Below are 21,179 nucleotides of genomic sequence, written 5' to 3' on the forward strand. Positions count from 1 at the left end.
GCTTAACCCCCCAGTTGATGGCTGGCCTGCGCCCCGCTCTTTTTCCACCAGCCAGCGATCAGCACGCCGCCAATCACCACAAAATGCACCACCCAGCGCGCTACCGCCTGCAGCGGCTCTGACGTCACATCGCCATGAAAAGCGCCGAAGATGCCTTTCAGCAACGGGTCACTGACGATCATCTTGGCGGCCGTCAAGGCCAGCACAGCGCCGCCAATCTGCAAGACAAGGGGAAAGCGTTTGACCAATTTCAGCACCAAGGCACTGCCAAACACCACAATCGGCACGCTCAACAACAGTCCAATGATGAGCAGGCTAAGCGAGCCATGTGCTGCCCCGGCAATGCCCAGCACGTTACCCATGCCCATTAGTGCATTGGCCACAATGATGGTGTTCATGGCACCCCGAAAGGTATGCGCCACCGGGTCGCCGGACGCTTCGGTGGCATCGTCGGCCAGCAGTTGGTAAGCCACCCAGACTAGGCCCACGCCGCCCATCAGCATCAAACCCGGAATTTCCAGCAGCCAGACCACGCCCAGCGCCATCGCCAGGCGCACCGCAATCGCGCCCACCGTGCCCCAGACAATGGTCCGGGTTTTCAGGTGGCTGGGCATATTACGCGCGGCCAGCGCAATCACGATGGCGTTGTCACCGGCGAGCACCAGGTTAATCACCACAATGACCAGCAAGGCCGACCACCACTGCGAAGTAAATAGTTCCATAAGCGTTATTGAGTCAATCCAGTGAAGCTGCGTTACACAGTTGCGAACCAATCGCATTGAACCACGTCAACGCCGCGCCTGGGCAAGGCCAAAAAAAACGCCACCCGGGGAGCACCAGGCTGCCCGCAGTGGCGTCAGACGCAAGTCCTGCCAATTACAGCGAGATACCGCCCGAGACTTCGATGCATTCGCCGTTGATGTAGCTGGCTTCGTCGCTGGCCAGGAAGGCGTAGATGTTGGCGATTTCTTCAGGCTTGCCAAGGCGGCGCATGTGCACTTTGGCGCTCAAGTCAGCCAGCACTTTCTCAGGCATGGCGGCCACCATCGGCGTGGAGATAAAGCCCGGTGCCACGGCGTTGATACGCACACCCTTGGGGCCCATCTCGCGCGCCCAGGTTTTGGTGAAGCCAATCACGCCAAACTTGGTGGCGGCGTAGTTGGTTTGGCCAAAGTTGCCATACAAACCCACGATCGAGCTGGCGTTCAAAATCACGCCGCTGCCTTGGGCAACCATACCGTCTGCCACCGCCTGTGTGCAATGAAACACGCCGCGCAGGTTCACGTCAATAACCTTGTCAAACTGATCAATGGTCATTTTCTTCAGGCTGGAATCCATGGTGATACCGGCGTTGTTGACCAGCACGTCAATGCGGCCAAATTTTTCCTTGACCTTGGCCACCACATCGTCAACCACCGCGCGGTCGGTCACGTCCATCACAAAACCTTCAGCGGTAGCGCCCGCCGCGCGGCATTGCGCCACAGCCTCGTCCACACTTTCTTGCTTGACATCGCAAACAATCACGGTAGCGCCCTCTTGCGCAAACTTCAGCGCGGTGGCCAGGCCAATGCCTTGGGCTGCGCCGGTGATGATGGAAACTTTGTTGGTAAGACGTGCCGTCATGATGATCCCAATATGTTCGTTGATAAAAGCCTTCACCATTTTAGGACAGTGACATTGCGCGAACTTGACGACGACTTACCTTGGCAGCTTGGGCACCCGATTTATACACAAATTAGCCTCCAACCCTTATGGATAAAGCGCAAGCAGCTATATTTTAAAGAGCGTATTCCACACTAACCGGCGCGTGGTCAGAAAATTTTTCGCCCTTGTAGATGGCCACCGACTGCGCCTTGGCCGCCCAGGCGGGCGTAGCCAGGTGGTAGTCCAGCCGCCAGCCGACGTTTTTGGCGTAGGCCTGGCCGCGGTTGCTCCACCAGGTGTAGGCCTCATCCGTGGTGTTGGGGTGCAACTGCCGATACACATCCACCATGCCGCCATCGCCGAGCAGTTTGGTCATCCAGGCGCGTTCTTCTGGCAGGAAGCCCGAGTTTTTCTGGTTGCTCCGCCAGTTTTTCAGGTCAATAGCCTGGTGGGCGATGTTGACATCGCTGCATACGATGAACTCACGCTGGCTTTTGAGCTGCTGCAGGTGCGGGTACATCAGGTCTAGAAACCTGTATTTGGCCAACTGCCGTTCTTCGCCCGAGGAGCCGCTTGGAAAGTAGCAACTGATGATGGAGCGCTTGACCGCGGGCGTGTCAAAACGCAGCTCCAGGTAGCGGCCCTCGGCATCAAACTCAGCGCTATCAAAGCCAGCAACGACATCACTGGGCTCAAGGCGGCTGTAAACACCCACTCCCGAATAGCCCTTTTTGTCAGCGAGGTGAAAATACCCTCGCAAACCCGCCAGGTGCTCAAAGCGGTCGGCCAGGTCGGGGGTCTGCGCTTTGATCTCCTGTACACAAATACAATCTGGCTCAATTTGCCCAAGCCAGGCCTGCAGACCTTTGCTGGTGGCAGAACGAATACCATTGAGGTTCAAGCTGGTTAATTTAAACAAGGACTTCCCCATGTCAGAGGGTGTTGAGATGACAACTCGCCAAGACCCGGCGCAAGACAATCTGGCGCAGGATTTTGTGCAGTTTGCGGTGGCGGGCGGCGTGCTGCGCTTTGGCGAGTTCAAGACCAAAGCGGGGCGGCTCAGCCCGTATTTTTTCAACGCTGGGCTGTTCGATGACGGCGCCAAGCTGGGCGAACTGGCGCAATTCTATGCGCAGCGTTTGCTCGCCAGCGGCATCGAATTCGACATGATTTTTGGCCCCGCCTACAAAGGCATTCCCCTGGGCGCGGTGCTGGCAGTGGCGCTGGCCCGCTCTGGCAAGAACGTGCCGTTTGCCTATAACCGCAAGGAAGCCAAAGACCACGGCGAGGGCGGCACACTGGTGGGCGCCCCCCTGCAAGGTCGGGTATTGATCGTCGACGATGTGATGTCAGCCGGCACCGCAGTGCGCGAATCAATTGCGCTGATTCAGCGCGCCGGCGCCACCGCCCATGCGGTGGTGATTGCGCTGGACCGCCAAGAAATGGCCACCGAAAACGGCCAGGACGTGAACCACAGCGCGGTGCAATATGTGCAGCAGCAACTGGGCTTGCAGGTGTGCGCGATTGCCAAATTAAACGATTTGCTGCAATACCTTCAGCACCACAGCGTACCCGGCTTGGCCGACGCGCACGAGCGGGTCGCAGCCTACCGCACGCGCTACGGGGTGGACGCGGCATGACACACTATGCCACCTCACAGGGTTTGATGCGCCAGACTGCGATGACGGCCGCTGTGCTGTCGCTGGGCCTATTGATGCCACCGGCCCACCGCAGCGCCCAAGCGCAAGCCCAAGCACAGCTGCCCACCCCGGAGATTTACACCTGCACTGACGCCCGGGGGCGCAGGCTGACCTCGGACCGGCCCATTCCCGAATGCCGCGACCGTGAGCAAAAAATACTCAACCCCAGCGGCACCGTGAAAACCCACGTCGGGCCCACGCTGACCAGCATGGAGCGCCGCGATATCGAGGCCAAAGCCAAGGCGGAGCAGGCGCAGCAAGCCATACTAGAAGAAGAAAAGCGCCGTGACCGCGCCCTGCTGATGCGCTACCCCGCCCCTGCAGTGCACCAACAAGAGAGGAGCGCCGCGCTAAGCCATGTCAGCCGGGTCAAGCAGACCGCACTTACCCAGGTTACCGACCTGTTGACGCAAAAAACCAAGCTGCTGGCTGAGTTGGATTTTTACGAGAAAGACCCCAGCAAAGCACCGCGAAAGCTCAAGCGCCAGATTGATGAGGTTAACCAGACGCTGGCTGCGCAAGGACGCTTCATGGCAGACAAAGACGCTGAGGCCACCCGCGTGAACGCCCGCTTTGATGCCGAGCAGGCGCGCCTCGAACCGCTTTGGCGCATGGCTTTACCCGCCGCAGCCAGCTCAGCCGCTGCGCCAGCCAAGCCGAACTAACCCGGCTTGACTCGGCCAGCGGCGATTAACCCGCCAATTTTTGTTTCAACAAGTCGTTGACCTGTTGCGGGTTGGCCTTGCCCTGGCTGCCCTTCATGATCTGACCGACCAGCGCGTTGAGTGCCTTGGCATTGCCCGCACGGAACTCGGCCACGTTTTTCGGGTTGGCAGCGAGCACGGCGTCGACGATCTTTTCCAGCGCGCCGGTGTCGTTCATCTGCTTGAGGCCTTTGGCTTCGATGATGGCGTCCACCTGTGCTTGCGGGTCGGCCCAGAGTGCATCCATGACTTGTTTAGCCGCGTTGTTGGAAATGGTGCCGTCTTGAATACGGGTGACCAGTTCGCCGAGTTGCACCGCGCTGACCGGGCAGGCGCTAATGTCCGCTTCTGAGGCGTTCAAACGGCGTGACACCTCACCCATGATCCAGTTGCCCACCAACTTCGGCTGGCCGCAAGCCTTAACAGTCGCTTCAAAATAGCTAGCAACCTCACGGCTCTGGGTAAGGGTTGTGGCGTCATAGTCTGATAAACCGTAATCGGCACAGAAACGCGCCGCCATCACACGCGGCAGCTCGGTCATGCCAGCGCGCACACGCTCCACCCACTCGGAGGCAATCATCAGCGGCGGCAGATCGGGGTCGGGAAAGTAGCGGTAGTCGGCCGCATCTTCCTTGCTGCGCATGGCGCGCGTCTCGCCGGTGTCGGGGTTGAACAGCACGGTGGCCTGCTGGATGGTGCGGCCGTCTTCGATTTCCTCAATCTGCCAGCGGATCTCAAAGTCAATCGCCTGCTGCATAAACTTGAAGCTGTTGAGGTTCTTGATCTCACGGCGCGTGCCCAACGCCGCACCCGGCTTGCGCACCGACACATTGGCGTCACATCGGAAGCTGCCTTCTTGCATGTTGCCGTCGCAGATGCCGATCCAGGTGACAATTTTGTGCAACTCCTTGGCGTAAGCCACCGCCTCAGCGGTTGAGCGCATGTCGGGCTCGGTGACGATTTCCAGCAGCGGCGTGCCAGCGCGATTCAGGTCAATGCCGGTTTGGCCAATGAAATCTTCATGCAGCGACTTGCCAGCGTCCTCCTCCAGATGGGCGCGCACCAGCCGTACCGACTTTTTCTCCAGCACCGCTTCGGCTCCTTTCCCCGTTTCCAGGTAAAACTCGACCGAGCCGCCTTGCACCACCGGAATCTCGAACTGGCTGATCTGGTAACCCTTGGGCAGGTCGGGGTAGAAGTAATTCTTGCGGGCAAAAATACTGCGCGGTGCAATGTGTGAGCCCAGCGCCAGGCCCAACTCAATGGCCCGCTCAACCGCGCCCTTGTTCATCACCGGCAAGGTACCTGGCAAGGCTAAATCCACCGCGCAGGCTTGTGTGTTGGGCTCGGCCCCAAAAGCGGTAGGTGCCCGGCTAAAGATTTTGGACTGGGTGGAAAGCTGGGCGTGGGTCTCAAAGCCAATCACCACCTCGTAGCCCCGCACCAGCAAAGAGGTGCTGGCGGCTGGTTGCTTGTCGGTCGTCGTGTTCATCGTGTCGTTCCTTGCGCTCAGACGGGCGGGCGGGCCGTGTGCCAGTCGGTGGCTTGCTGGAAGCGGTGCGCCACATTGAGCATGCGCGCCTCGGTCAGGTGGTTGCCAATGAGTTGCATGCCCACTGGCATGTGGCCTGCGCCAAAACCTACCGGCAGGCTCATACCTGGCAGGCCAGCCAGCGAGGCGGGCAGGGTGAAAATGTCGGCCAGGTAGTCAGCCAACGGGTCGTTGCCATGGCCGCCGAGTTCCCAGGCCACGGTGGGCGCCACCGGCCCGGCAATCACATCACACACCTTGAAGGCCTGCTGAAAATCGTCGGCAATCATGCGGCGGATTTTTTGCGCTTGCAGGTAGTAGGCGTCGTAGTAGCCGTGGCTCAGCACATAGGTGCCAATCATGATGCGGCGCTTGACCTCGTCACCAAAACCTTCGGCACGGGTTTGCTCGTACATCTCGGTCAGGTCCTTGAAGTCTTTGGCGCGATGGCCAAACTTCACGCCATCAAAACGGCTCAGGTTGCTCGATGCCTCGGCGGGCGCAATGATGTAGTAAACCGGGATGGACAATTCTGTGCGCGGCAGCGAGATGGGCACCAGTTGGGCGCCCAGCGCCTCATATTGCTTGAGCGCTGCATCAACCGCTGCGCGCACATCGTCGTTGAGGCCTTCGCCAAAAAACTCGGCAGGAACGCCAATGCGCAGGCCATCGATCGGCTCGTTGAGCTGGCGCGTGAAGTCTTCTGCTGGCACATCCAGCGAGGTCGAATCGCGATCCGGGTCGGGTCCGCACATGCTTGACAGCAGCGTGGCGCAATCTTCAGCGCTTCGCGCCAAGGGTCCGGCCTGGTCCAGACTGGAGGCGAATGCCACCATGCCATAGCGCGATGCCCGCCCGTAGGTTGGCTTGATGCCAGTCACGCCGCAAAAAGACGCGGGCTGGCGGATGGACCCTCCGGTGTCGGTGCCGGTGGCCGCCGGAGTTAATCGAGCCGCCACCGCTGCTGCACTGCCGCCGGAGGAACCGCCCGGCGTGCGGGTGGTATCCCACGGGTTCTTCACCGGACCAAAAGCGGAGTTTTCATTGGCTGAACCCATGGCGAACTCGTCGCAATTGAGTTTTCCCAAGGTCACCGCACCAGCGGCTGCCAGACGTGACACCACGGTGGCATCAAATGGCGAGCGATAGCCCTCCAGCATCTTCGATCCTGCAGTGGTGGTGAAGTCTTTCGTGACGAAGATGTCTTTGTGGGCGATGGGCACGCCCTCCAGCGGCCCGGCGGTATCTGCGGCCAGTCGGGCGTCGGCGGCGCGAGCTTGGCGCAGCGTGACCTCTTCGTTTACATCAAGAAAAGCGCCCAGGTCAGCGTGGGTTTTGGCGCGGTGCAGAAAGTGCTGTGCGGTTTCAACGCTGGAAACGTGGCCCTGGCGCAAGGCAGCGGCTAGCTCGGTGACCGTCAGGTCATGCAGTTCGGTAGAAAGTGACATGTTGAAAATAGTTTGGGCTTACTCAATGACCTTGGGCACCAGAAACAGGCCAGACTCGACCGCCGGTGCGCTGCGCTGGTTGGCTTCGCGCTGGTTGGGCTCGCTGGCCACGTCGTCACGTAGGCGCAGCGCCATCGTGTCCATCAGGTCCATCGGGTGCGCCAGTGGCACGATGCCTGCGGTGTCCACTACTCGCATTTTTTCCACAATACCGAAGAAATCGTTGAGTTGCGAGCACAGGCGGCTGCGCTCATCGGGGTGCAGACCAAGCCGCGCCAAATGCGCCAGTCGGTCGATGTCAACAGGGGTCAGGGACATAAATTTTCCGCTTGCAACAAGGTGTAATTCAAAGATCGGCCCGCACTACGGCACAGGTTATGCACAGGTGTTGAGGTATTATCTCGCCTTTGGGCTGCAGCCCGAAACGGCATGGTTTATTGCCGAAAACCCACTATTTTGAACACATACAGGGTGATACGCGAGCCGAAGTGCCGCCTGTGCCCGAGAGGATTTTTTCATGTTTGGCTCTTTCCGTCAGTACTTTTCCACTGACCTAGCAATTGATCTTGGTACCGCCAACACCCTGATTTACGTACGCGACAAGGGCATTGTGCTTGATGAACCCTCGGTGGTAGCCATCCGCCACGAAGGCGGCCCGCAAGGCAAAAAAACCATCCAGGCGGTGGGCAAGGAAGCCAAAGCGATGCTCGGCAAAGTGCCCGGAAACATTGAGGCTATCCGCCCGATGAAAGACGGCGTGATTGCTGATTTCACCGTCACCGAGCAGATGCTCAAGCAGTTCATCAAGATGGTGCATCCGCGTTCGATCTTCAGGCCCAGCCCGCGCATCATCATCCTGTGTGCCTTGCGGCTCGACCCAGGTGGAGCGCCGCGCCATCCGCGAAAGTGCCTTGGGTGCTGGTGCCCGCGATGTCTTCCTGATCGAAGAGCCCATGGCCGCCGCCATTGGCGCTGGTTTGCCGGTCTCAGAAGCGCAGGGCTCGATGGTGGTGGACATCGGCGGTGGCACCACTGAAGTGGGTGTCATCTCTCTGGGTGGCATGGTTTACAAAGGCAGCGTTCGGGTTGGCGGCGACCGGTTTGACGACGCCATCATCAACTACATCCGCCGCAACTACGGCATGCTGATTGGCGAGCCCACCGCTGAATCGATCAAGAAAAACATTGGTTCTGCCTTTCCGGGCAGTGAAGTGCGCGAGATGGAAGTGCGCGGGCGCAACCTGTCCGAAGGCGTGCCCCGCAGTTTCACCATTTCATCCAACGAAATCCTTGAAGCGCTGACCGACCCGATCAACAACATCGTGTCAGCCGTCAAAAACGCGCTGGAGCAAACCCCGCCTGAACTCGGTGCCGACATTGCCGACCGCGGCATGATGCTCACTGGCGGCGGCGCGCTGTTGCGCGACCTGGACCGCCTGCTGGCCGAGGAAACCGGCCTGCCGGTGCTGGTGGCCGAAGACCCGCTGACCTGCGTGGTGCGCGGTTGCGGCATTGCGCTGGACCAGATGGACCGTCTGGGCTCCATCTTCACCACCGAGTAAGCGCCAGGAGTCGGCGATGCCTTTGGGTACGCTGGACAGATCGCCGCCACCGTTTTTCCGGCAAGGGCCTTCGGCCTTGTCCAAGCTGGTTCTTTTTGGCGTGCTGGCGGTGCTGCTGATGGTGGCCGACAACCGTTTCGGCATGATCAAACCGGTGCGCGCGGCGATTGCGACCGTGCTCTACCCTTTGCAATGGACGATGCTGCAGCCAGTGATCTGGTCGCGCGATGGCAGCAAATATTTTGAATCCCTGAACAGCTCGCAGACCAGCGAAGCTGCTGCCCAATACCGACTGGGCTTGCAGTCGCAGCGCGCCCAGCAAGTGGAGCAACTGAATCAGGAAAACGCCCAGCTGCGTGGGCTATTGGGCTTGCGCGAACGGGTCAATGCGCCCGCACTGGCGGCGCAGATTCTGTATGACGCGGCCGACCCCTTCACCCGCAAAGTCATTATTGACAAGGGCGCTCTGGCCGCAGTGCAGCCTGGCTCACCCGTACTTGACGAGTTGGGTGTGCTGGGGCAAGTCACCCGGGTGTATCCGCTGGTCAGTGAGGTGACGCTGATCACCGACCGCAACCAGGCGGTGCCTGTGCTCAACGCACGCACCGGGCTGCGGGCATTGGCTTTTGGCGACGCTGCCTCGCGTTCCGGCGCGCTGGAGCTGCGTTTTCTCGACGCCAATGTGGACCTGCAAGCGGGGGATCTGCTCACCACCAGCGGTGTCGACGGCGTGTACCCGCCTGGCCTGCAGGTGGCGCGTATCAGCTCGGTGGAGCACGGTGCCGACTCCGCCTTTGCGCGGGTGCGCTGCGAACCGGTGGCGGCGGTGAACAGTGGCCTGCATGTGCTGGTGCTCCAGCCGCTGGCCGGACTGGTGCCGACGCTGCCGCCGACCGCGCCTGACAAGGCAACCAACGGGAGCAAACCATGATCATGCCGCGTGGCCAGCAGCTGCTGCTGCCGGCCAACCCCTGGTTCATCTGGGGCAGCCTGATCACCGCCCTGGCGCTGAACATGCTGCAAAACATGGGGCTGTGGGGGCGCGCCGCCTGGGCGCCTGATCTGGTGGCGGTGGTGCTGGTGTTCTGGGCCATTCACCAACCGCAGCGGGTCGGGGTGGGAACGGCTTTTTTGCTCGGCCTGGCGATGGACGTGCACCAGAGCGCCCTGCTCGGCCAGCATGCACTGGCCTACAGCGCCCTGAGTTTTCTGGCCATTGGCATCCACCGGCGCATCTTGTGGTTTTCTGTACCCAGCCAGGCCGCACAGGTGCTGCCCCTGTTTGTGTCAGCACATCTGCTGGTCGTGGCATTGCGCCTGCTGGGCGGTGATATTTTCCCGGGCTGGACGGTGCTGCTGGCGCCAGCCATAGAGGCTCTTTTGTGGCCAGTGGTTACGCTGCTGCTGCTGCTGCCGCAGCGCCAGGCACCTGACCGCGACGCGAATCGACCCTTGTAAACCTTATGACGGTGATCCGTAACGTTCAGGCTGACCTGTCGCGCTTTCGCCTGCGGGTGCTGGTGGCCAGCTTGGTGGTGGTGGTGTGTTTTGGCCTGGTGGCTGCGCGGCTGATGTACCTGCAGGTCACCCGCCATGACGATCTGCTGGCCCAGGCCGAAAACAACCGCACCGCGATTGTGCCGATCGTCCCTAACCGCGGCCTGATCCTGGACCGCAACGGGGTGGTGCTAGCCACCAATTATTCGGCCTACACGCTGGAGGTGACGCCGTCCAAGGTGGCCGATCTGGAGCAGACCATCGACGCGCTGGCGCTGTTGGTCGACATCACCCCGCGTGACCGCAAACGCTTCAAGAAACTGCGCGATGAGAGCAAGAGCTTCGAGTCGGTGCCACTGCGCAGCCGCCTAACCGACGAGGAAGTGGCGCGTTTTGGCGCACAGCGTTACCGGTTTCCGGGGGTGGACATCAAGGCACGGCTGTTTCGCACGTACCCGTTTGGCGAGCTGGCCAGCCATGTGGTGGGCTATATCGGGCGCATCAATCCGGCTGAGAAAGAGGCCATTGAAGAATCGGACGACCCGTCCAACTACCGTGGCACGGACTACATCGGCAAGCTCGGCGTGGAGCAGAGTTTTGAGCCGCAACTGCACGGCATCACCGGTGTGGATGCGATGGAAACCTCTGCTGGCGGACGCGCCACTCGGCGCCTGACCAGCCAGGGCGCGACACCGGGCGACACGGTACGGCTGTCGATTGACATCAAGCTGCAAAAGCTGGTTGAAGACATGTATGGCGAGCGCCGTGGCGCGCTGGTGGCCATTGACCCCAAAACCGGTGAGGTGCTGGCCTTTGTCAGCAAGCCCACCTTCGATCCCAACCTGTTCGTTGAGGGTATCGATCATGAAAACTGGCAACTGCTCAACGAGTCACCCGACCGGCCCCTGCTCAACCGGGCCCTGCGCGGCACCTACCCGCCCGGCTCCACCTACAAGCCCTTTATGGCGCTGGCGGCGCTGAAGTTGGGCAAGCGCACCCCGCAAACCATCATCAATGACCCAGGCTTTTACATGTTCGGCGGGCACCGCTTTGGTAGCCCGGAGAACGAACGCGGCGGGCAGATGGACATGCGCCGCGCCATCGTTGAATCCAGCAACGTGTATTTTTATTCGCTGGCCAACGAGCTCGGCGTGGATGCCATGCACGACTTCATGGCACCGCTGGGCTTTGGCCAGATCACCGGTATCGACATCCACGGCGAAGTGCGTGGCGTGCTGCCGAGTCAGGCCTGGAAGCGCCAGTATTACAAGCGCGCCGACCAGAAAAAGTGGTATGCCGGGGAAACCATTTCACTCGGCATCGGCCAGGGTTACAACAGCTTCACCATGCTGCAGCTGGCGCAGGCCACCGCCATTCTGGCCAACGGCGGCGTCAAGCACCAGCCCAAGTTGGTACTAGCCACACAGGATGCGCGCAGCCGCGCCATCACGCCGCGCCATGTCGAGCCTGGCGTCGACCTGGGTTTCAAGCCCGAACACATCAAGGTCATTCGCCAAGCCATGTTGGGTGTGACCCAGACTGGAACCTCACGCTACGTGTTTGCCGGCGCGAGCTACCTGAGTGGTGGCAAAACCGGTACTGCGCAGGCGGTGTCACTGGGTAAAAACGAGCGCTATAGCGCCACCCGCATGGCGGAGCGCAAGCGCGACCATTCGCTGTACATCGCCTTCGCGCCTGCGGATGACCCCAAAATTGCGCTGGCCCTGATTGTTGAAAACGCAGGTTTTGGCTCGACGTCAGCCGCGCCCATTGCCCGGCGCGCCTTTGACTACTGGCTAATGGGCCAATACCCCAGCGAGGAAGACATGACTGCGGTGCGTGTGGGTCAAGCCACCGCGCCGATTGGCACGCCGCGCGTGGCGGTTGATGTACCTGTGCCTGATGAACCCTGGGCGCTGGCAGCACCCCCTGCGCTCGCAACGCCCTCAATACCCGCAGCTTCCGCGGATGCCAGCCAACTCAAACGCAGGTGATGTGGTCGCGCCCGACCTGCTTGGAGCGGTACAGCGCCGCATCAGCGCGGACAGTCAAGCTGTGCGCATCTTCGCCGGCCTGATGCAAAGCCATCCCACCAGAGATGGTCACCGTAAGCACCACCGCCTGGGTACGCCGGTCACGAACCTTCAGCGCCTTGGTGCGGGTGCGCACCAGTTCGGCCAGCTTGTGGCATTCGTCCGGGGTGGTGGCCGGCACCAGCATGGCAAATTCTTCACCCCCGTAGCGCGCCACACTGGCAGACGAATGGGGCGGTATGCAGCTTTTCAGCACTTCGCCCAACGCCTGTAATACCCGGTCGCCCATGACATGGCCATGGGTGTCGTTGACCTTTTTGAAGTAATCAATGTCGAACATGATCAGCCCGTGCAAGCGTCCCTCGGGTGCAGGCCGCGCCAGCATGCTGGCCAGCTTTTCGTCAAAGCCCTTGCGGTTGAGCACCTGGGTCAGCGCGTCGATCCGCGATTCGTCGCGCACCCGGGTGAGCTCACTTTGCAGCCGCCCGATCTCGGACTGGCTGAATTTGATCTCGGACTCCAGCGCCTGGGCTGAGTCGCGCATCAGCGCCGTGCTCTCAAGCGCCTGCAAAATCATCGGGGCGGTCAGCTTGTTGTTGAGAACCTGCAAGCCAACTGCCAGCGTGCCCAACTGGACGCCAAACTGATCGGCGTTGCTGCCGGTGCTGCCTGCTGCGCCGGCCAACGTGGCCATGACCTGCTGCAACTCGGTACCAATGCGGTGCATGGCCTGCGGGTCAACATCAGCAATGTGCGCCTGGTAAAGATCACGCAGGTCAGCATCGGTTAACCGGATGTGGGCTTGCACCAACTGGTCCAACGCTTGGTTCAGCTGCGCGTTCATGCCAGCTGCGTACTCAAACCAGACGGTGTAGGTCAGTGGGTTGAACGCCGCGTCGTGCTGGCCCATGCGTGCCAGAACGACCCGCAGCAGCTCCGCGGTTTGTTCTTTGGACTGTGGGTAACGCAAGATCATTTTTTTGGGACGCAAAGGCAACGAAAACTGGGATCATACCGAGCTAGCGCAGAAAAGCGTCGTAGCCTGTCTTCAAAATGAGCGCGCTAACGACCAAAAGAAACACCACCCGCACAAAGCCGGTGCCGTGTTTGAGCGCCAGGCGCGTGCCCAGCAAGCTACCCGCGACATTGGCTACCGCCATCACCAACACAAAATGCCACCAGATATGGCCCTTGGAGATAAACAGCGCCAGCGCCGAGAGGTTGGTGGCGGTGTTGACCAGTTTGGCCGCCGCCGAGGCGCTCAAAAAGTCATAGCCCAGCAGCCGCACAAATAAAAACACCAGGAAACTGCCGGTGCCGGGGCCAAAAAAACCGTCGTAAAAGCCGATCAACAAACCGATGCCCGCCGCCACCAGCTGCTCATGCCGGCCTGCAAAACGCGGCTTGTGCGTGCGCCCCAGCTCCTTTTTAGCCAGCGTGTACAGCATTACCGCCAACAGCACAAACGGCAGCGCTTTGCGCAAAAAATCCGGCGAGATCACGCTCACCAGCCAGGCACCCGCAAACGAGGCGACCAGCCCAGCCAGCGCTGCTGGCCACAGCGCGGCCCAACGCATTTCCACCCGGCGGCTGTACTGCCAGGTGGCGATGCCGGTGCCCCAGATAGAGGCACCTTTGTTGGTGCCAAACAGCGTGGCTGGGTGGGCGGTGGGGAAAGTGGCGAACAGTGCAGGCACCAAAATTAACCCGCCACCGCCCACAATGGCGTCAACGAACCCTGCAAACAGGCTGGCAAGCGAGACGATGACATAGTCCATAGGCACCATTGTCGCATTGAGCAACGCTATAAATGCTTCAGTATTAATAGCTGCTCGCGCACTATCAATAAGGGCTAGAGGCTTATTTGGCTTATAAATTAAAAAAGGCACCGGGGTTGCCGGTGCCTTGTCTTTTTTTATGTCTGACCCGGTTGGGTCTGTCTCCTGGGGCCTCTCACCGTGCATGGGCGTAGCGCCCGGGTGATGGGTGCAACTGTAAGCGCCCAAGCCCGCCTGAACCATCCGGACATACCCTTGTCGGGTTGACCCTTGGTGGCCGGTTGGTGTCACGACCCCGTCATGGACGCGGCGCTGGCATCGGCCAAAATCCAGCGCGCCGCTTTTTCGGCCAGCATCAGTGTGGGTGAATTGGTGTTGCCGCTGGTGATGAGTGGCATGGCACCCGCGTCCACCACGCGCAGCCCGACGATCAGACCGCCGGGGCCGCGCACGCGCAAGCGCGTATCGAGCACCGCCAGTGGGTCACCGTCAGGCCCCATGCGGGTGGTGCCGACCGGGTGAAAAATGGTGGTGGCAATGTCGCCCGCCAGCCGGGCCAGCTCGGCGTCGCTCTGGTATTGCACGCCGGGTTTGAACTCTTGCGGCTGGTATTTGGCAAGCGCCGGCTGGCTGACGATGGCGCGGGTCAGGCGCAGCGAGTCGGCCGCCACCTGGCGGTCAACAGCCGTGCTGAGGTAGTTGGGGGCAATCGCTGGCGCTTGTTTAAAGTCTGGTGAGGTGATGGCCACGCTGCCGCGGCTGCTCGGATTCAGGTTACAGACGCTGGCGGTGAAAGCGGCAAACGCGTGCAGTGGCTCGCCGAACGCGTCCAGGCTCAGGGGCTGCACGTGGTATTCGATGTTCGGGTAAGGCTGACCGGGGTCGCTGCGGGTGAATGCACCGAGCTGGCTGGGCGCCATGCTCATCGGGCCGCTGCGCTTGAGGGCGTACTCCAGGCCAATCAGCGACTTGCCCCAAAGTGAATTGGCCAGCGTGTTGAGGGTTTTGACGCCCTGTACCGTGAACACGGTGCGGATCTGCAAGTGGTCTTGCAAATTCGCGCCCACGCCGGGCGCGTCGTGCTGCACGACGATGCCGTGGCGCTGTAGCAGGTCGCCCGGGCCGATGCCTGAGATCTGCAGAATCTGCGGCGAGCCAATGCTGCCTGCCGACAAAATCACTTCAGCGCCAGCGCAAGCGACTACCCGTTGGCCGTCTTTGATGACCTCAACCCCACTGCAGCGCAGGTGGCCATCCGGCAGTTTGTCGATCACCAGTTTGGCTACCTGCGCCTGCGTCCAGAGCGTGAAGTTGGGCCGGGTCATGCATACCGGACGCAAAAACGCCTTGGCGGTGCTCCAGCGCCAGCCACTTTTCTGGTTCACCTCGAAGTAGCCCACACCTTCGTTGCTGCCCTGGTTGAAGTCGTCGGTGGCGGGAATGCCAGCCTGCTGTGCGGCTTGCGCAAAGGCATCCAGAATGTCCCAGCGTAGGCGTTGCTTCTCCACCCGCCACTCGCCATCTGCCCCATGGAAACGCGCTAAATCCTCAAGCTTTTTAGAGCTCTGGCCCTTTTCCTGATTGCGTGAGTAACTATCTAATTTGTAGTGACTCTCATGCTGCTTGAAGTCTGGCAGGCAGTTCGCCCAAGACCAGGCATCGTCGCCGGCGAGTTGCGCCCAGGCGTCGTAGTCGCGCGCCTGGCCACGCATGTAGATCATGCCGTTGATGCTGCTGCAGCCGCCCAGCGTTTTGCCGCGTGGGTAGCGCAGGGTGCGACCGTTCAGGCCAGCATCGGGCTCGGTCTTGTAGAGCCAGTCGGTACGCTCATTGCCGATGCAATACAGGTAGCCGACCGGGATGTGGATCCACGGGTAGTTGTCTTTGCCGCCAGCCTCGATCAGCAGCACGCGTTTGGAGGGGTCAGCACTTAGGCGGTTGGCCAGCAGGCAGCCAGCGGTGCCTGCGCCTGCGATGATGAAGTCAAAGTCTGTTTGCATGGGCCCCCTGGCTTGTCCTGTTTAACTTTGAACGGGTGTCAAGCATAAAGGTTGGTTGCTGGGTGTTGGTTTGGCCCATGGCTTGGGAGCACGGGTCGGCCAGCGGTTCGGTTTGAACTCGGGGCTCGGGCGGTGCAAAGGCTGGGGCATCCAAGCCAGTGCCGCCGGGCGGGAGCTGTGGGCAGTGTCCCACCCAAAAGCCGACCAACCAGCCAACCAGCGTTGACTAACTGAGGCTAGATGCGAACCTGAACCTCAGCACTCAAATATCAAACCTCACCCCCTGCGCCAGCGGCAGCGCGCTGGAGTAGTTGATGGTGTTGGTGGCGCGGCGCATGTAGGCCCTCCAGGCGTCCGACCCTGACTCACGGCCGCCACCGGTTTCCTTCTCGCCACCAAAAGCGCCGCCAATCTCGGCGCCCGAGGTGCCGATGTTGACGTTGCTGATGCCGCAGTCAGACCCGGCAGCGGACATAAACGCCTCGGCCTCGCGCAGATCGGTGGTGAAGATGGCAGACGACAAGCCCTGCGGCACCTCATTGTTCAGCGCAATGGCTTGTTCCAGCGTCTGGTACTTCAGCACATACAGGATGGGTGCAAAGGTTTCATGGCGTACCACGTCAGTCTGCGCGGGCATCTCCACCAACGCAGCAGAGACATAAAACGCGTCTGCGTAGCGGTCTTGCAGCACGCGCGCACCGCCGGTGACCACGCCACCTCCGCCTGCTGCCTGGGTCAGCGCGAGCTGCATGGCCTCAAACGCGGCCAGGTCGATCAGCGGGCCGAGCAAGGTCGCGGGCTCGGTGGGTGGGCCAATGGTGAAGCTTGCGTAGGCTTTTTTGAGCCGCCCGACCAACTCGTCGTAAACACTGTCATGCACGATCAGCCGCCGCGCGCTGGTGCAGCGCTGGCCAGCGGTGCCGGCAGCGGCAAAGGCGACCGCGCGCACCGCCATGTCCAGATCAGCACTGGGGGCGACGATGATGGCGTTGTTGCCGCCCAGCTCCAGCAGGCTGCGGCCAAAGCGCGCCGCCACACTTTGGCCCACGGCGCGGCCCATGCGGGTGCTGCCGGTGGCAGAAATCAGCGCCACTTTGGGGTTGTCGACCAGCGCCTGGCCAACGTCGGCATGGCCGTTGAGCACTTGGCACAGGTCTTGGGTGAGTTCAGGCTGGCCAAAGCGCTGGCAGGCGCGCTCAAACAGGGCTTGCACGGCCAGCGCACACAGCGGCGCTTTCTCAGAGGGTTTCCAGATCACCGCGTCACCACACACCAGCGCCAGGGCTGCATTCCAGGCCCACACGGCCACGGGGAAGTTGAAGGCGGTGATCACGCCCACGACACCCAGCGGGTGCCAGGTTTCCATCATGCGGTGGCCGGGGCGCTCACTGGCAATCGTCAGGCCGTAGAGCTGGCGTGACAGGCCTACTGCAAAGTCGCAGATGTCGATCATTTCCTGCACTTCGCCCAAACCCTCGGACGACACTTTGCCAACTTCCAACGTCACCAGTTCACCCAGGGCTTGCTTGTTGGCGCGCAGCTCGTCGCCCAGCAGGCGCACCAGTTCGCCGCGCTGCGGCGCAGGCACCAGCCGCCAGCGCAAGTAGGCGGCGTGGGCGCGCTCGACGGCGCTGGCCACATCGGGCAGCGCAGCGGCGTGAACCTGCGCCAGCGCCTGCCCGTCAATCGGAGACAGGCTGAGCAGATCGCCGGCTCGCAAGGCTTGCGGCGCGACACCCAGCGAGGCCATCAATTTAGTGACAGGTATGTGCATAAATGCTCCCAAATAAGGTGCTGCTTGCGCTTATAGGATAAGGGCTAGAGCCTGTTTTAACCAAAAATATCGACTTACCGCCGCAGGCAGTGAGCGAGTGTCATCCCTATCCGATCGACTCCACCTGGCGCGACTGCTGGTAGGCGCTGCCAAAGCGGTTGGCCAGCAAATCGGGCAGGGCCACCTGCTCTTGTTTGATGAAGCCTTTCTGCGGCAATGTTCCTTCGCGGAACAAATCCACCGCCGCGCAGATGGCCGCAGCGGTGGTGATCTGGATGGCGCTCAAGGGGTTGGTCTCACTGCGGTCGGCAAAAATCTTGCGGGCAAACACCTCCTGCATGAACTTGCCCTCGCATTCGCCACTGACGGTGACAAACACCAGTACCACGTCTTGCATCGTCATGGGAATGGACTTGCGCAAAATCGTTTTCAGGTTCTCTTGGTCGTGCTGCATGCCCAACTCTTGCAGCAGCATTTTCATGATGGCGCCGTGACCGGGGTAGCGCACGGTTTTGTAGTCCAGCGTCTGCACCCGGCCTTTGAGCGTGTCACATAAGGTGCCCAGCCCACCGGAAGTGTTGAAGGCTTCGTACTCGGTGCCGTCCAGGGAAAAGTGCTCCATGCCTTCCAGCGGCAGCACCTCGGTCACCTGCCCGTCGCGGATGGCTTCGCAGGGGTGGCAATACTCGTTGATCAGCCCGTCCACGCTCCAGGTCAGGTTGTATTTGAGCGAGTTGGTGGGAAAGGCGGGCAGCGCACCGACGCGCATCTTCACCTCGTGCAGATCGGTAAATTTCTGGCTCAGGTTATGCGCCACGATGCTGATGAAACCCGGCGCCAGCCCACACTGCGGCATGAAGACGGTGGCGGCGCCCTCGGCCAGCGCCATGATGCTGCGGGTGGCAGCGATGTCTTCGGTCAAATCAAAGTAGTGACAGCCTGCGGCTTTGGCCTGGGTGGCAACCGTGAGCGCCAAGTGGTAAGGCAAGGCATTGACCACAGCGTCGAACCCCGCCATGCAGGCGCGCAATTCGCCCACGTGCGAGGTGTCGACGAGCGAAGTTTTGACCGGCAGATGAGCCAGTGCCTTCAGCGCGACCACGCTGCAATCGACCACCTTCACTTCATAGTCGCCGCTTTGCGACAACAGAGCGGCAATGGTTTGACCAATGTGCCCGGCACCCATTAATACGACACGCATGTTTTTTCTCCTGGTTGAGTTGACACTAGTCTAGAGGCGAGTCGTGTCAGAAATGGAGATCTGATTTGACTAAAGCATGGTTTGAAATGTCACTATGATGCTTTATTCGTCATAACGTCAATCAAGCTCATCCATGACCACCCCCGCTATGTCTACACCCCCGGCCTTGCGCGACGCGCTGGACCGTGAACTGCTGGCCCTGTTGCAAATCAACGCGCGTGAATCGGCGGCCAACCTGGCGCGCAAGCTGGGCACCGCGCGCACCACCGTCCTGTCGCGCTTGAGCCGCCTGGAGCGCGACGGCATCATTGCCGGCTACACCGTGCGCCTGGCGCAGGACATGCTCAACCAGGGCCTGCAAGCCTTTGTTGGCCTGACCATTAGCCCCAAGTCCGGGCGCAGCATCGAAGAGCGCTTGCAGCGCATGCCCGAGGTGCGCCAGTTGTGCGCGGTGAGCGGCGAGTTTGACTATGTGCTGCTGCTGCGCTGCGAATCTGCGGTGCGGCTCAATGGCTTGCTTGACGAAATTCGCAACCTGGAAGGCGTGGTCAAAACCACCACCTCGGTGGCCTTGGCCTGGAAGATTGAGCGCCTCTGAGCCATCGGCCACAAGCCTGAAAATGTTGTCGGTTTCGTGCAAATCTCTTTTATTGAATACCCGGAAGGCACGACACATTTAGCTACACTGAACGGGTGATTTTTTGTGCGTCGTTGGAACAGGCGCCCGCCTGAAAAATAGAGAAACAGAGCATCAAACCATGCGTATCAACCTCCCGGTAACCCAGCAGGAATACCAGTTTCCCGCCTATGAGACCCTGCTCTCCACCACCGATGTTGACAGCCACATCACCTACGCCAATGCCGCCTTTGTTCGCACCAGCGGTTACGTTGCGCAGGCGCTCATTGGCCAGCCGCACAACCTGATACGCCACCCCGACATGCCGAGCGAGGCCTTTGAGGACATGTGGCGTACCCTCAAAGATGGCGAGTCATGGCGCGCCTTAGTAAAAAACCGTCGCCAGAATGGCGACCATTACTGGGTATGTGCGAACGCCGCTCCGATGCTGCGCAGTGGGCAGCACACCGGCTATGTGTCGGTGCGCACCCACGCCAAGCCAGACGACATCGAGGCGGCCGCGCAACTTTATGCGCGCTTCAAGGCAGGCAAGGCCAACGGGCTGGCTTTTCATCGCGGGCTGATCGTGCGCACCGGGCTAATGGGCTGGGCCAGTGCCCTGCAACTGCTGCCCAGCGCCTGGCGCGTGCGTTTGCCGCTGCTGGGCGTTGGGCTGGTCACCGGCGCAGCGTTGGCGATCGGCGGCCTGAGCTTAAGCGCGCTGCTGATAGCGTGCGTTGCCTTGGCGGGCAGTCTGCTGCTGGCCGATGCGTTCATTGAGGCGCAAATCACCACGCCGCTGAAACACATCAAGGCAGTTGCCCAGCAGGTGGCCACGGGTGAGCCGGCCACCGACCTGAACCTTAACCGCTGCGACGATGTGGGCCTGATCGCCCGCGCCATCAACCAGTCGGGGCTGAACCTGCAAGCGTTGGTGGCCGATGTGCAGGAGCAAGCCTGCGGCGTGCAGGTGGCTAGCCAGGAGATTGCAGCGGCCGCTAACGACTTGTCCAACCGCACCGAGCAAGCCGCCTCCAGCCTGGAGGAAACCGCTGCCGCCATGGAGCAGCAAACCGCCTCAGTCAAGCAAAACTCTGATACCGCCCATCAGGCCAGCGAGCTGGCACAAAAAGCCACCGAGGTGGCAGCCAAGGGCGGCTCGGACATGGCCAATGTGCAAGCCACCATGGCGCAGATCACCGCCTCAAGCCGAAAGATCGCCGACATCATCAGCGTGATTGACGGCATTGCCTTCCAGACCAACATCCTGGCGCTCAATGCCGCGGTGGAAGCCGCGCGCGCTGGTGAGCAAGGGCGCGGTTTTGCGGTGGTGGCCTCCGAAGTGCGCAGCCTAGCGGGTCGCTCTGCCACAGCCGCCAAGGAGATCAAGACGCTGATTGACAACTCTGTGGCCAAGGTGGAGAGCGGCTCCCGGCTGGTGGCAGATGCAGGCCAGACAATGAATGACGTGGTCGTCCAGGTGAACCGTGTCAACGACCTGATGCGCGAGATCACCGTGGCCTCCAAAGAGCAGTCGCTGGGCATTTCGCAGGTGGCGCAGGCGGTGGCCCAACTCGACCAGATGACACAGCAAAACGCTGCCATGGTGGAAGAAAGTAGCGCCGCCGCCATCGGTCTGGGCGACCAGGCCACCCACCTGGTGGAAGCCGTCAACGTGTTTTCAGCGTAGA

General features: G+C 61.0%; 18 protein-coding genes and 1 pseudogene. 8 read left to right on the forward strand and 11 right to left on the reverse strand.

The window, feature by feature from the left end; translation table 11 throughout:
• Positions 1-2 precede the first annotated feature (2 nt).
• The 3 genes from BLL52_RS03785 to BLL52_RS03795 form a co-directional block, all read right to left on the reverse strand.
• Entirely contained in the window at positions 3-722 is a 720-nt protein-coding gene (locus tag BLL52_RS03785) for a YjbE family putative metal transport protein (RefSeq protein ID WP_075585387.1), read from the reverse strand.
• Between the two features lie 154 nt (positions 723-876).
• Complete coding sequence (gene fabG, locus BLL52_RS03790) at positions 877-1,623, reverse strand: 3-oxoacyl-ACP reductase FabG (RefSeq protein ID WP_075585583.1); 747 nt, start codon at positions 1,621-1,623, stop codon at positions 877-879.
• A 154-nt stretch (positions 1,624-1,777) separates the two neighbouring features.
• A complete protein-coding gene (locus tag BLL52_RS03795) occupies positions 1,778-2,563 on the reverse strand; it encodes an exodeoxyribonuclease III (protein WP_075585585.1) in 786 nt (261 codons plus the stop codon).
• Between the two features lie 28 nt (positions 2,564-2,591).
• Between BLL52_RS03795 and pyrE the strand changes: the two genes are divergently transcribed.
• Together pyrE and BLL52_RS03805 are read left to right on the forward strand one after the other, a co-directional pair.
• Positions 2,592-3,284 (forward strand): orotate phosphoribosyltransferase, encoded by a 693-nt coding sequence (gene pyrE / locus BLL52_RS03800; protein ID WP_075585584.1) that lies wholly within the window; start codon positions 2,592-2,594, stop codon positions 3,282-3,284.
• Positions 3,281-4,009 carry a DUF4124 domain-containing protein gene (locus BLL52_RS03805; protein WP_241838990.1) on the forward strand — a complete coding sequence of 243 codons (729 nt, stop codon included), beginning with the start codon at positions 3,281-3,283 and terminating at the stop codon, positions 4,007-4,009. The genes pyrE and BLL52_RS03805 overlap by 4 nt, the downstream gene beginning before the upstream one ends.
• Positions 4,010-4,034: 25 nt before the next feature.
• Here BLL52_RS03805 and gatB read toward each other — a convergent pair whose 3' ends face one another.
• From gatB to gatC, 3 genes are read right to left on the reverse strand one after another with little or no spacing between them, the layout of a single operon-like run.
• Positions 4,035-5,540, reverse strand: a complete 1,506-nt coding sequence (gene gatB / locus BLL52_RS03810) for an Asp-tRNA(Asn)/Glu-tRNA(Gln) amidotransferase subunit GatB (RefSeq protein ID WP_075585389.1) — start codon at positions 5,538-5,540, stop codon at positions 4,035-4,037.
• A 17-nt stretch (positions 5,541-5,557) separates the two neighbouring features.
• On the reverse strand, positions 5,558-7,027 hold the full coding sequence (gene gatA / locus BLL52_RS03815) for an Asp-tRNA(Asn)/Glu-tRNA(Gln) amidotransferase subunit GatA (protein ID WP_075585390.1): 1,470 nt from the start codon (positions 7,025-7,027) through the stop codon (positions 5,558-5,560).
• A gap of 18 nt (positions 7,028-7,045) precedes the next feature.
• Positions 7,046-7,345 (reverse strand): Asp-tRNA(Asn)/Glu-tRNA(Gln) amidotransferase subunit GatC, encoded by a 300-nt coding sequence (gene gatC, locus BLL52_RS03820; RefSeq protein ID WP_075585391.1) that lies wholly within the window; start codon positions 7,343-7,345, stop codon positions 7,046-7,048.
• A 199-nt stretch (positions 7,346-7,544) separates the two neighbouring features.
• Here gatC and BLL52_RS03825 point away from each other — a divergent pair.
• From BLL52_RS03825 to mrdA, 4 genes and pseudogenes are all read left to right on the forward strand, one after another.
• Positions 7,545-8,589 (forward strand): annotated as a pseudogene (locus tag BLL52_RS03825) (rod shape-determining protein).
• A gap of 16 nt (positions 8,590-8,605) precedes the next feature.
• On the forward strand, positions 8,606-9,520 hold the full coding sequence (mreC, locus tag BLL52_RS03830; RefSeq protein WP_075585392.1) for a rod shape-determining protein MreC: 915 nt from the start codon (positions 8,606-8,608) through the stop codon (positions 9,518-9,520).
• Positions 9,517-10,047 carry a rod shape-determining protein MreD gene (mreD, locus tag BLL52_RS03835; RefSeq protein WP_075585393.1) on the forward strand — a complete coding sequence of 177 codons (531 nt, stop codon included), beginning with the start codon at positions 9,517-9,519 and terminating at the stop codon, positions 10,045-10,047. Before mreC ends, mreD begins: the two co-directional genes overlap by 4 nt.
• Positions 10,048-10,052: 5 nt before the next feature.
• The gene (mrdA, locus tag BLL52_RS03840; protein WP_075585394.1) at positions 10,053-12,080 is read left to right on the forward strand and encodes a penicillin-binding protein 2; all 2,028 of its coding nucleotides are present in this window, start codon (positions 10,053-10,055) and stop codon (positions 12,078-12,080) included.
• On the opposite strand, the gene BLL52_RS03845 is transcribed toward mrdA, so the two are convergent.
• From BLL52_RS03845 to BLL52_RS03865, 5 genes are all read right to left on the reverse strand, one after another.
• Complete coding sequence (locus BLL52_RS03845) at positions 12,067-13,110, reverse strand: GGDEF domain-containing protein (RefSeq protein ID WP_158025672.1); 1,044 nt, start codon at positions 13,108-13,110, stop codon at positions 12,067-12,069. The two genes, mrdA and BLL52_RS03845, sit on opposite strands and share 14 nt — an antisense overlap.
• A 28-nt stretch (positions 13,111-13,138) precedes the next feature.
• Entirely contained in the window at positions 13,139-13,897 is a 759-nt protein-coding gene (locus tag BLL52_RS03850; protein ID WP_075585396.1) for a TSUP family transporter, read from the reverse strand.
• Between the two features lie 287 nt (positions 13,898-14,184).
• Positions 14,185-15,897 (reverse strand): GMC family oxidoreductase, encoded by a 1,713-nt coding sequence (locus tag BLL52_RS03855; protein WP_075585397.1) that lies wholly within the window; start codon positions 15,895-15,897, stop codon positions 14,185-14,187.
• A gap of 262 nt (positions 15,898-16,159) precedes the next feature.
• The gene (amaB, locus tag BLL52_RS03860) at positions 16,160-17,647 is read right to left on the reverse strand and encodes an L-piperidine-6-carboxylate dehydrogenase (protein ID WP_406681849.1); all 1,488 of its coding nucleotides are present in this window, start codon (positions 17,645-17,647) and stop codon (positions 16,160-16,162) included.
• A 130-nt stretch (positions 17,648-17,777) separates the two neighbouring features.
• Positions 17,778-18,872, reverse strand: a complete 1,095-nt coding sequence (locus BLL52_RS03865) for a saccharopine dehydrogenase family protein (protein ID WP_075585399.1) — start codon at positions 18,870-18,872, stop codon at positions 17,778-17,780.
• A 148-nt stretch (positions 18,873-19,020) separates the two neighbouring features.
• On the opposite strand from BLL52_RS03865, the gene BLL52_RS03870 reads away from it, so the two are divergent.
• Both BLL52_RS03870 and BLL52_RS03875 read left to right on the forward strand, forming a co-directional pair.
• Positions 19,021-19,470, forward strand: coding sequence for an Lrp/AsnC family transcriptional regulator (locus tag BLL52_RS03870; protein ID WP_075585586.1), 450 nt, complete (start codon positions 19,021-19,023; stop codon positions 19,468-19,470).
• Positions 19,471-19,630: 160 nt separating this feature from the next.
• A complete protein-coding gene (locus BLL52_RS03875; protein ID WP_075585400.1) occupies positions 19,631-21,178 on the forward strand; it encodes a methyl-accepting chemotaxis protein in 1,548 nt (515 codons plus the stop codon).
• Position 21,179: the final 1 nt, after the last annotated feature.

The sequence above is a fragment of the Rhodoferax antarcticus ANT.BR genome, from assembly GCF_001938565.1.
GTDB classification, from domain to species: Bacteria; Pseudomonadota; Gammaproteobacteria; order Burkholderiales; family Burkholderiaceae_C; genus Rhodoferax; species Rhodoferax antarcticus.

Excerpts from the sequence above, each read along its gene's own strand:
- gatC (WP_075585391.1), bottom strand. The coding sequence starts at position 7,345 with ATGTCCCTGACCCCTGTTGACATCGACCGACTGGCGCATTTGGCGCGG.
- mreC (WP_075585392.1), top strand. The coding sequence starts at position 8,606 with ATGCCTTTGGGTACGCTGGACAGATCGCCGCCACCGTTTTTCCGGCAA.
- BLL52_RS03805 (WP_241838990.1), top strand. The coding sequence starts at position 3,281 with ATGACACACTATGCCACCTCACAGGGTTTGATGCGCCAGACTGCGATG.
- BLL52_RS03855 (WP_075585397.1), bottom strand. The coding sequence starts at position 15,897 with ATGCAAACAGACTTTGACTTCATCATCGCAGGCGCAGGCACCGCTGGC.
- pyrE (WP_075585584.1), top strand. The coding sequence starts at position 2,592 with ATGACAACTCGCCAAGACCCGGCGCAAGACAATCTGGCGCAGGATTTT.
- gatA (WP_075585390.1), bottom strand. The coding sequence starts at position 7,027 with ATGTCACTTTCTACCGAACTGCATGACCTGACGGTCACCGAGCTAGCC.
- mrdA (WP_075585394.1), top strand. The coding sequence starts at position 10,053 with ATGACGGTGATCCGTAACGTTCAGGCTGACCTGTCGCGCTTTCGCCTG.
- amaB (WP_406681849.1), bottom strand. The coding sequence starts at position 17,647 with ATGGCCTCGCTGGGTGTCGCGCCGCAAGCCTTGCGAGCCGGCGATCTG.
- mreD (WP_075585393.1), top strand. The coding sequence starts at position 9,517 with ATGATCATGCCGCGTGGCCAGCAGCTGCTGCTGCCGGCCAACCCCTGG.
- BLL52_RS03850 (WP_075585396.1), bottom strand. The coding sequence starts at position 13,897 with ATGGACTATGTCATCGTCTCGCTTGCCAGCCTGTTTGCAGGGTTCGTT.
- BLL52_RS03875 (WP_075585400.1), top strand. The coding sequence starts at position 19,631 with ATGCGTATCAACCTCCCGGTAACCCAGCAGGAATACCAGTTTCCCGCC.
- gatB (WP_075585389.1), bottom strand. The coding sequence starts at position 5,540 with ATGAACACGACGACCGACAAGCAACCAGCCGCCAGCACCTCTTTGCTG.
- fabG (WP_075585583.1), bottom strand. The coding sequence starts at position 1,623 with ATGACGGCACGTCTTACCAACAAAGTTTCCATCATCACCGGCGCAGCC.
- BLL52_RS03865 (WP_075585399.1), bottom strand. The coding sequence starts at position 18,872 with ATGCGTGTCGTATTAATGGGTGCCGGGCACATTGGTCAAACCATTGCC.
- BLL52_RS03785 (WP_075585387.1), bottom strand. The coding sequence starts at position 722 with ATGGAACTATTTACTTCGCAGTGGTGGTCGGCCTTGCTGGTCATTGTG.
- BLL52_RS03870 (WP_075585586.1), top strand. The coding sequence starts at position 19,021 with ATGTCTACACCCCCGGCCTTGCGCGACGCGCTGGACCGTGAACTGCTG.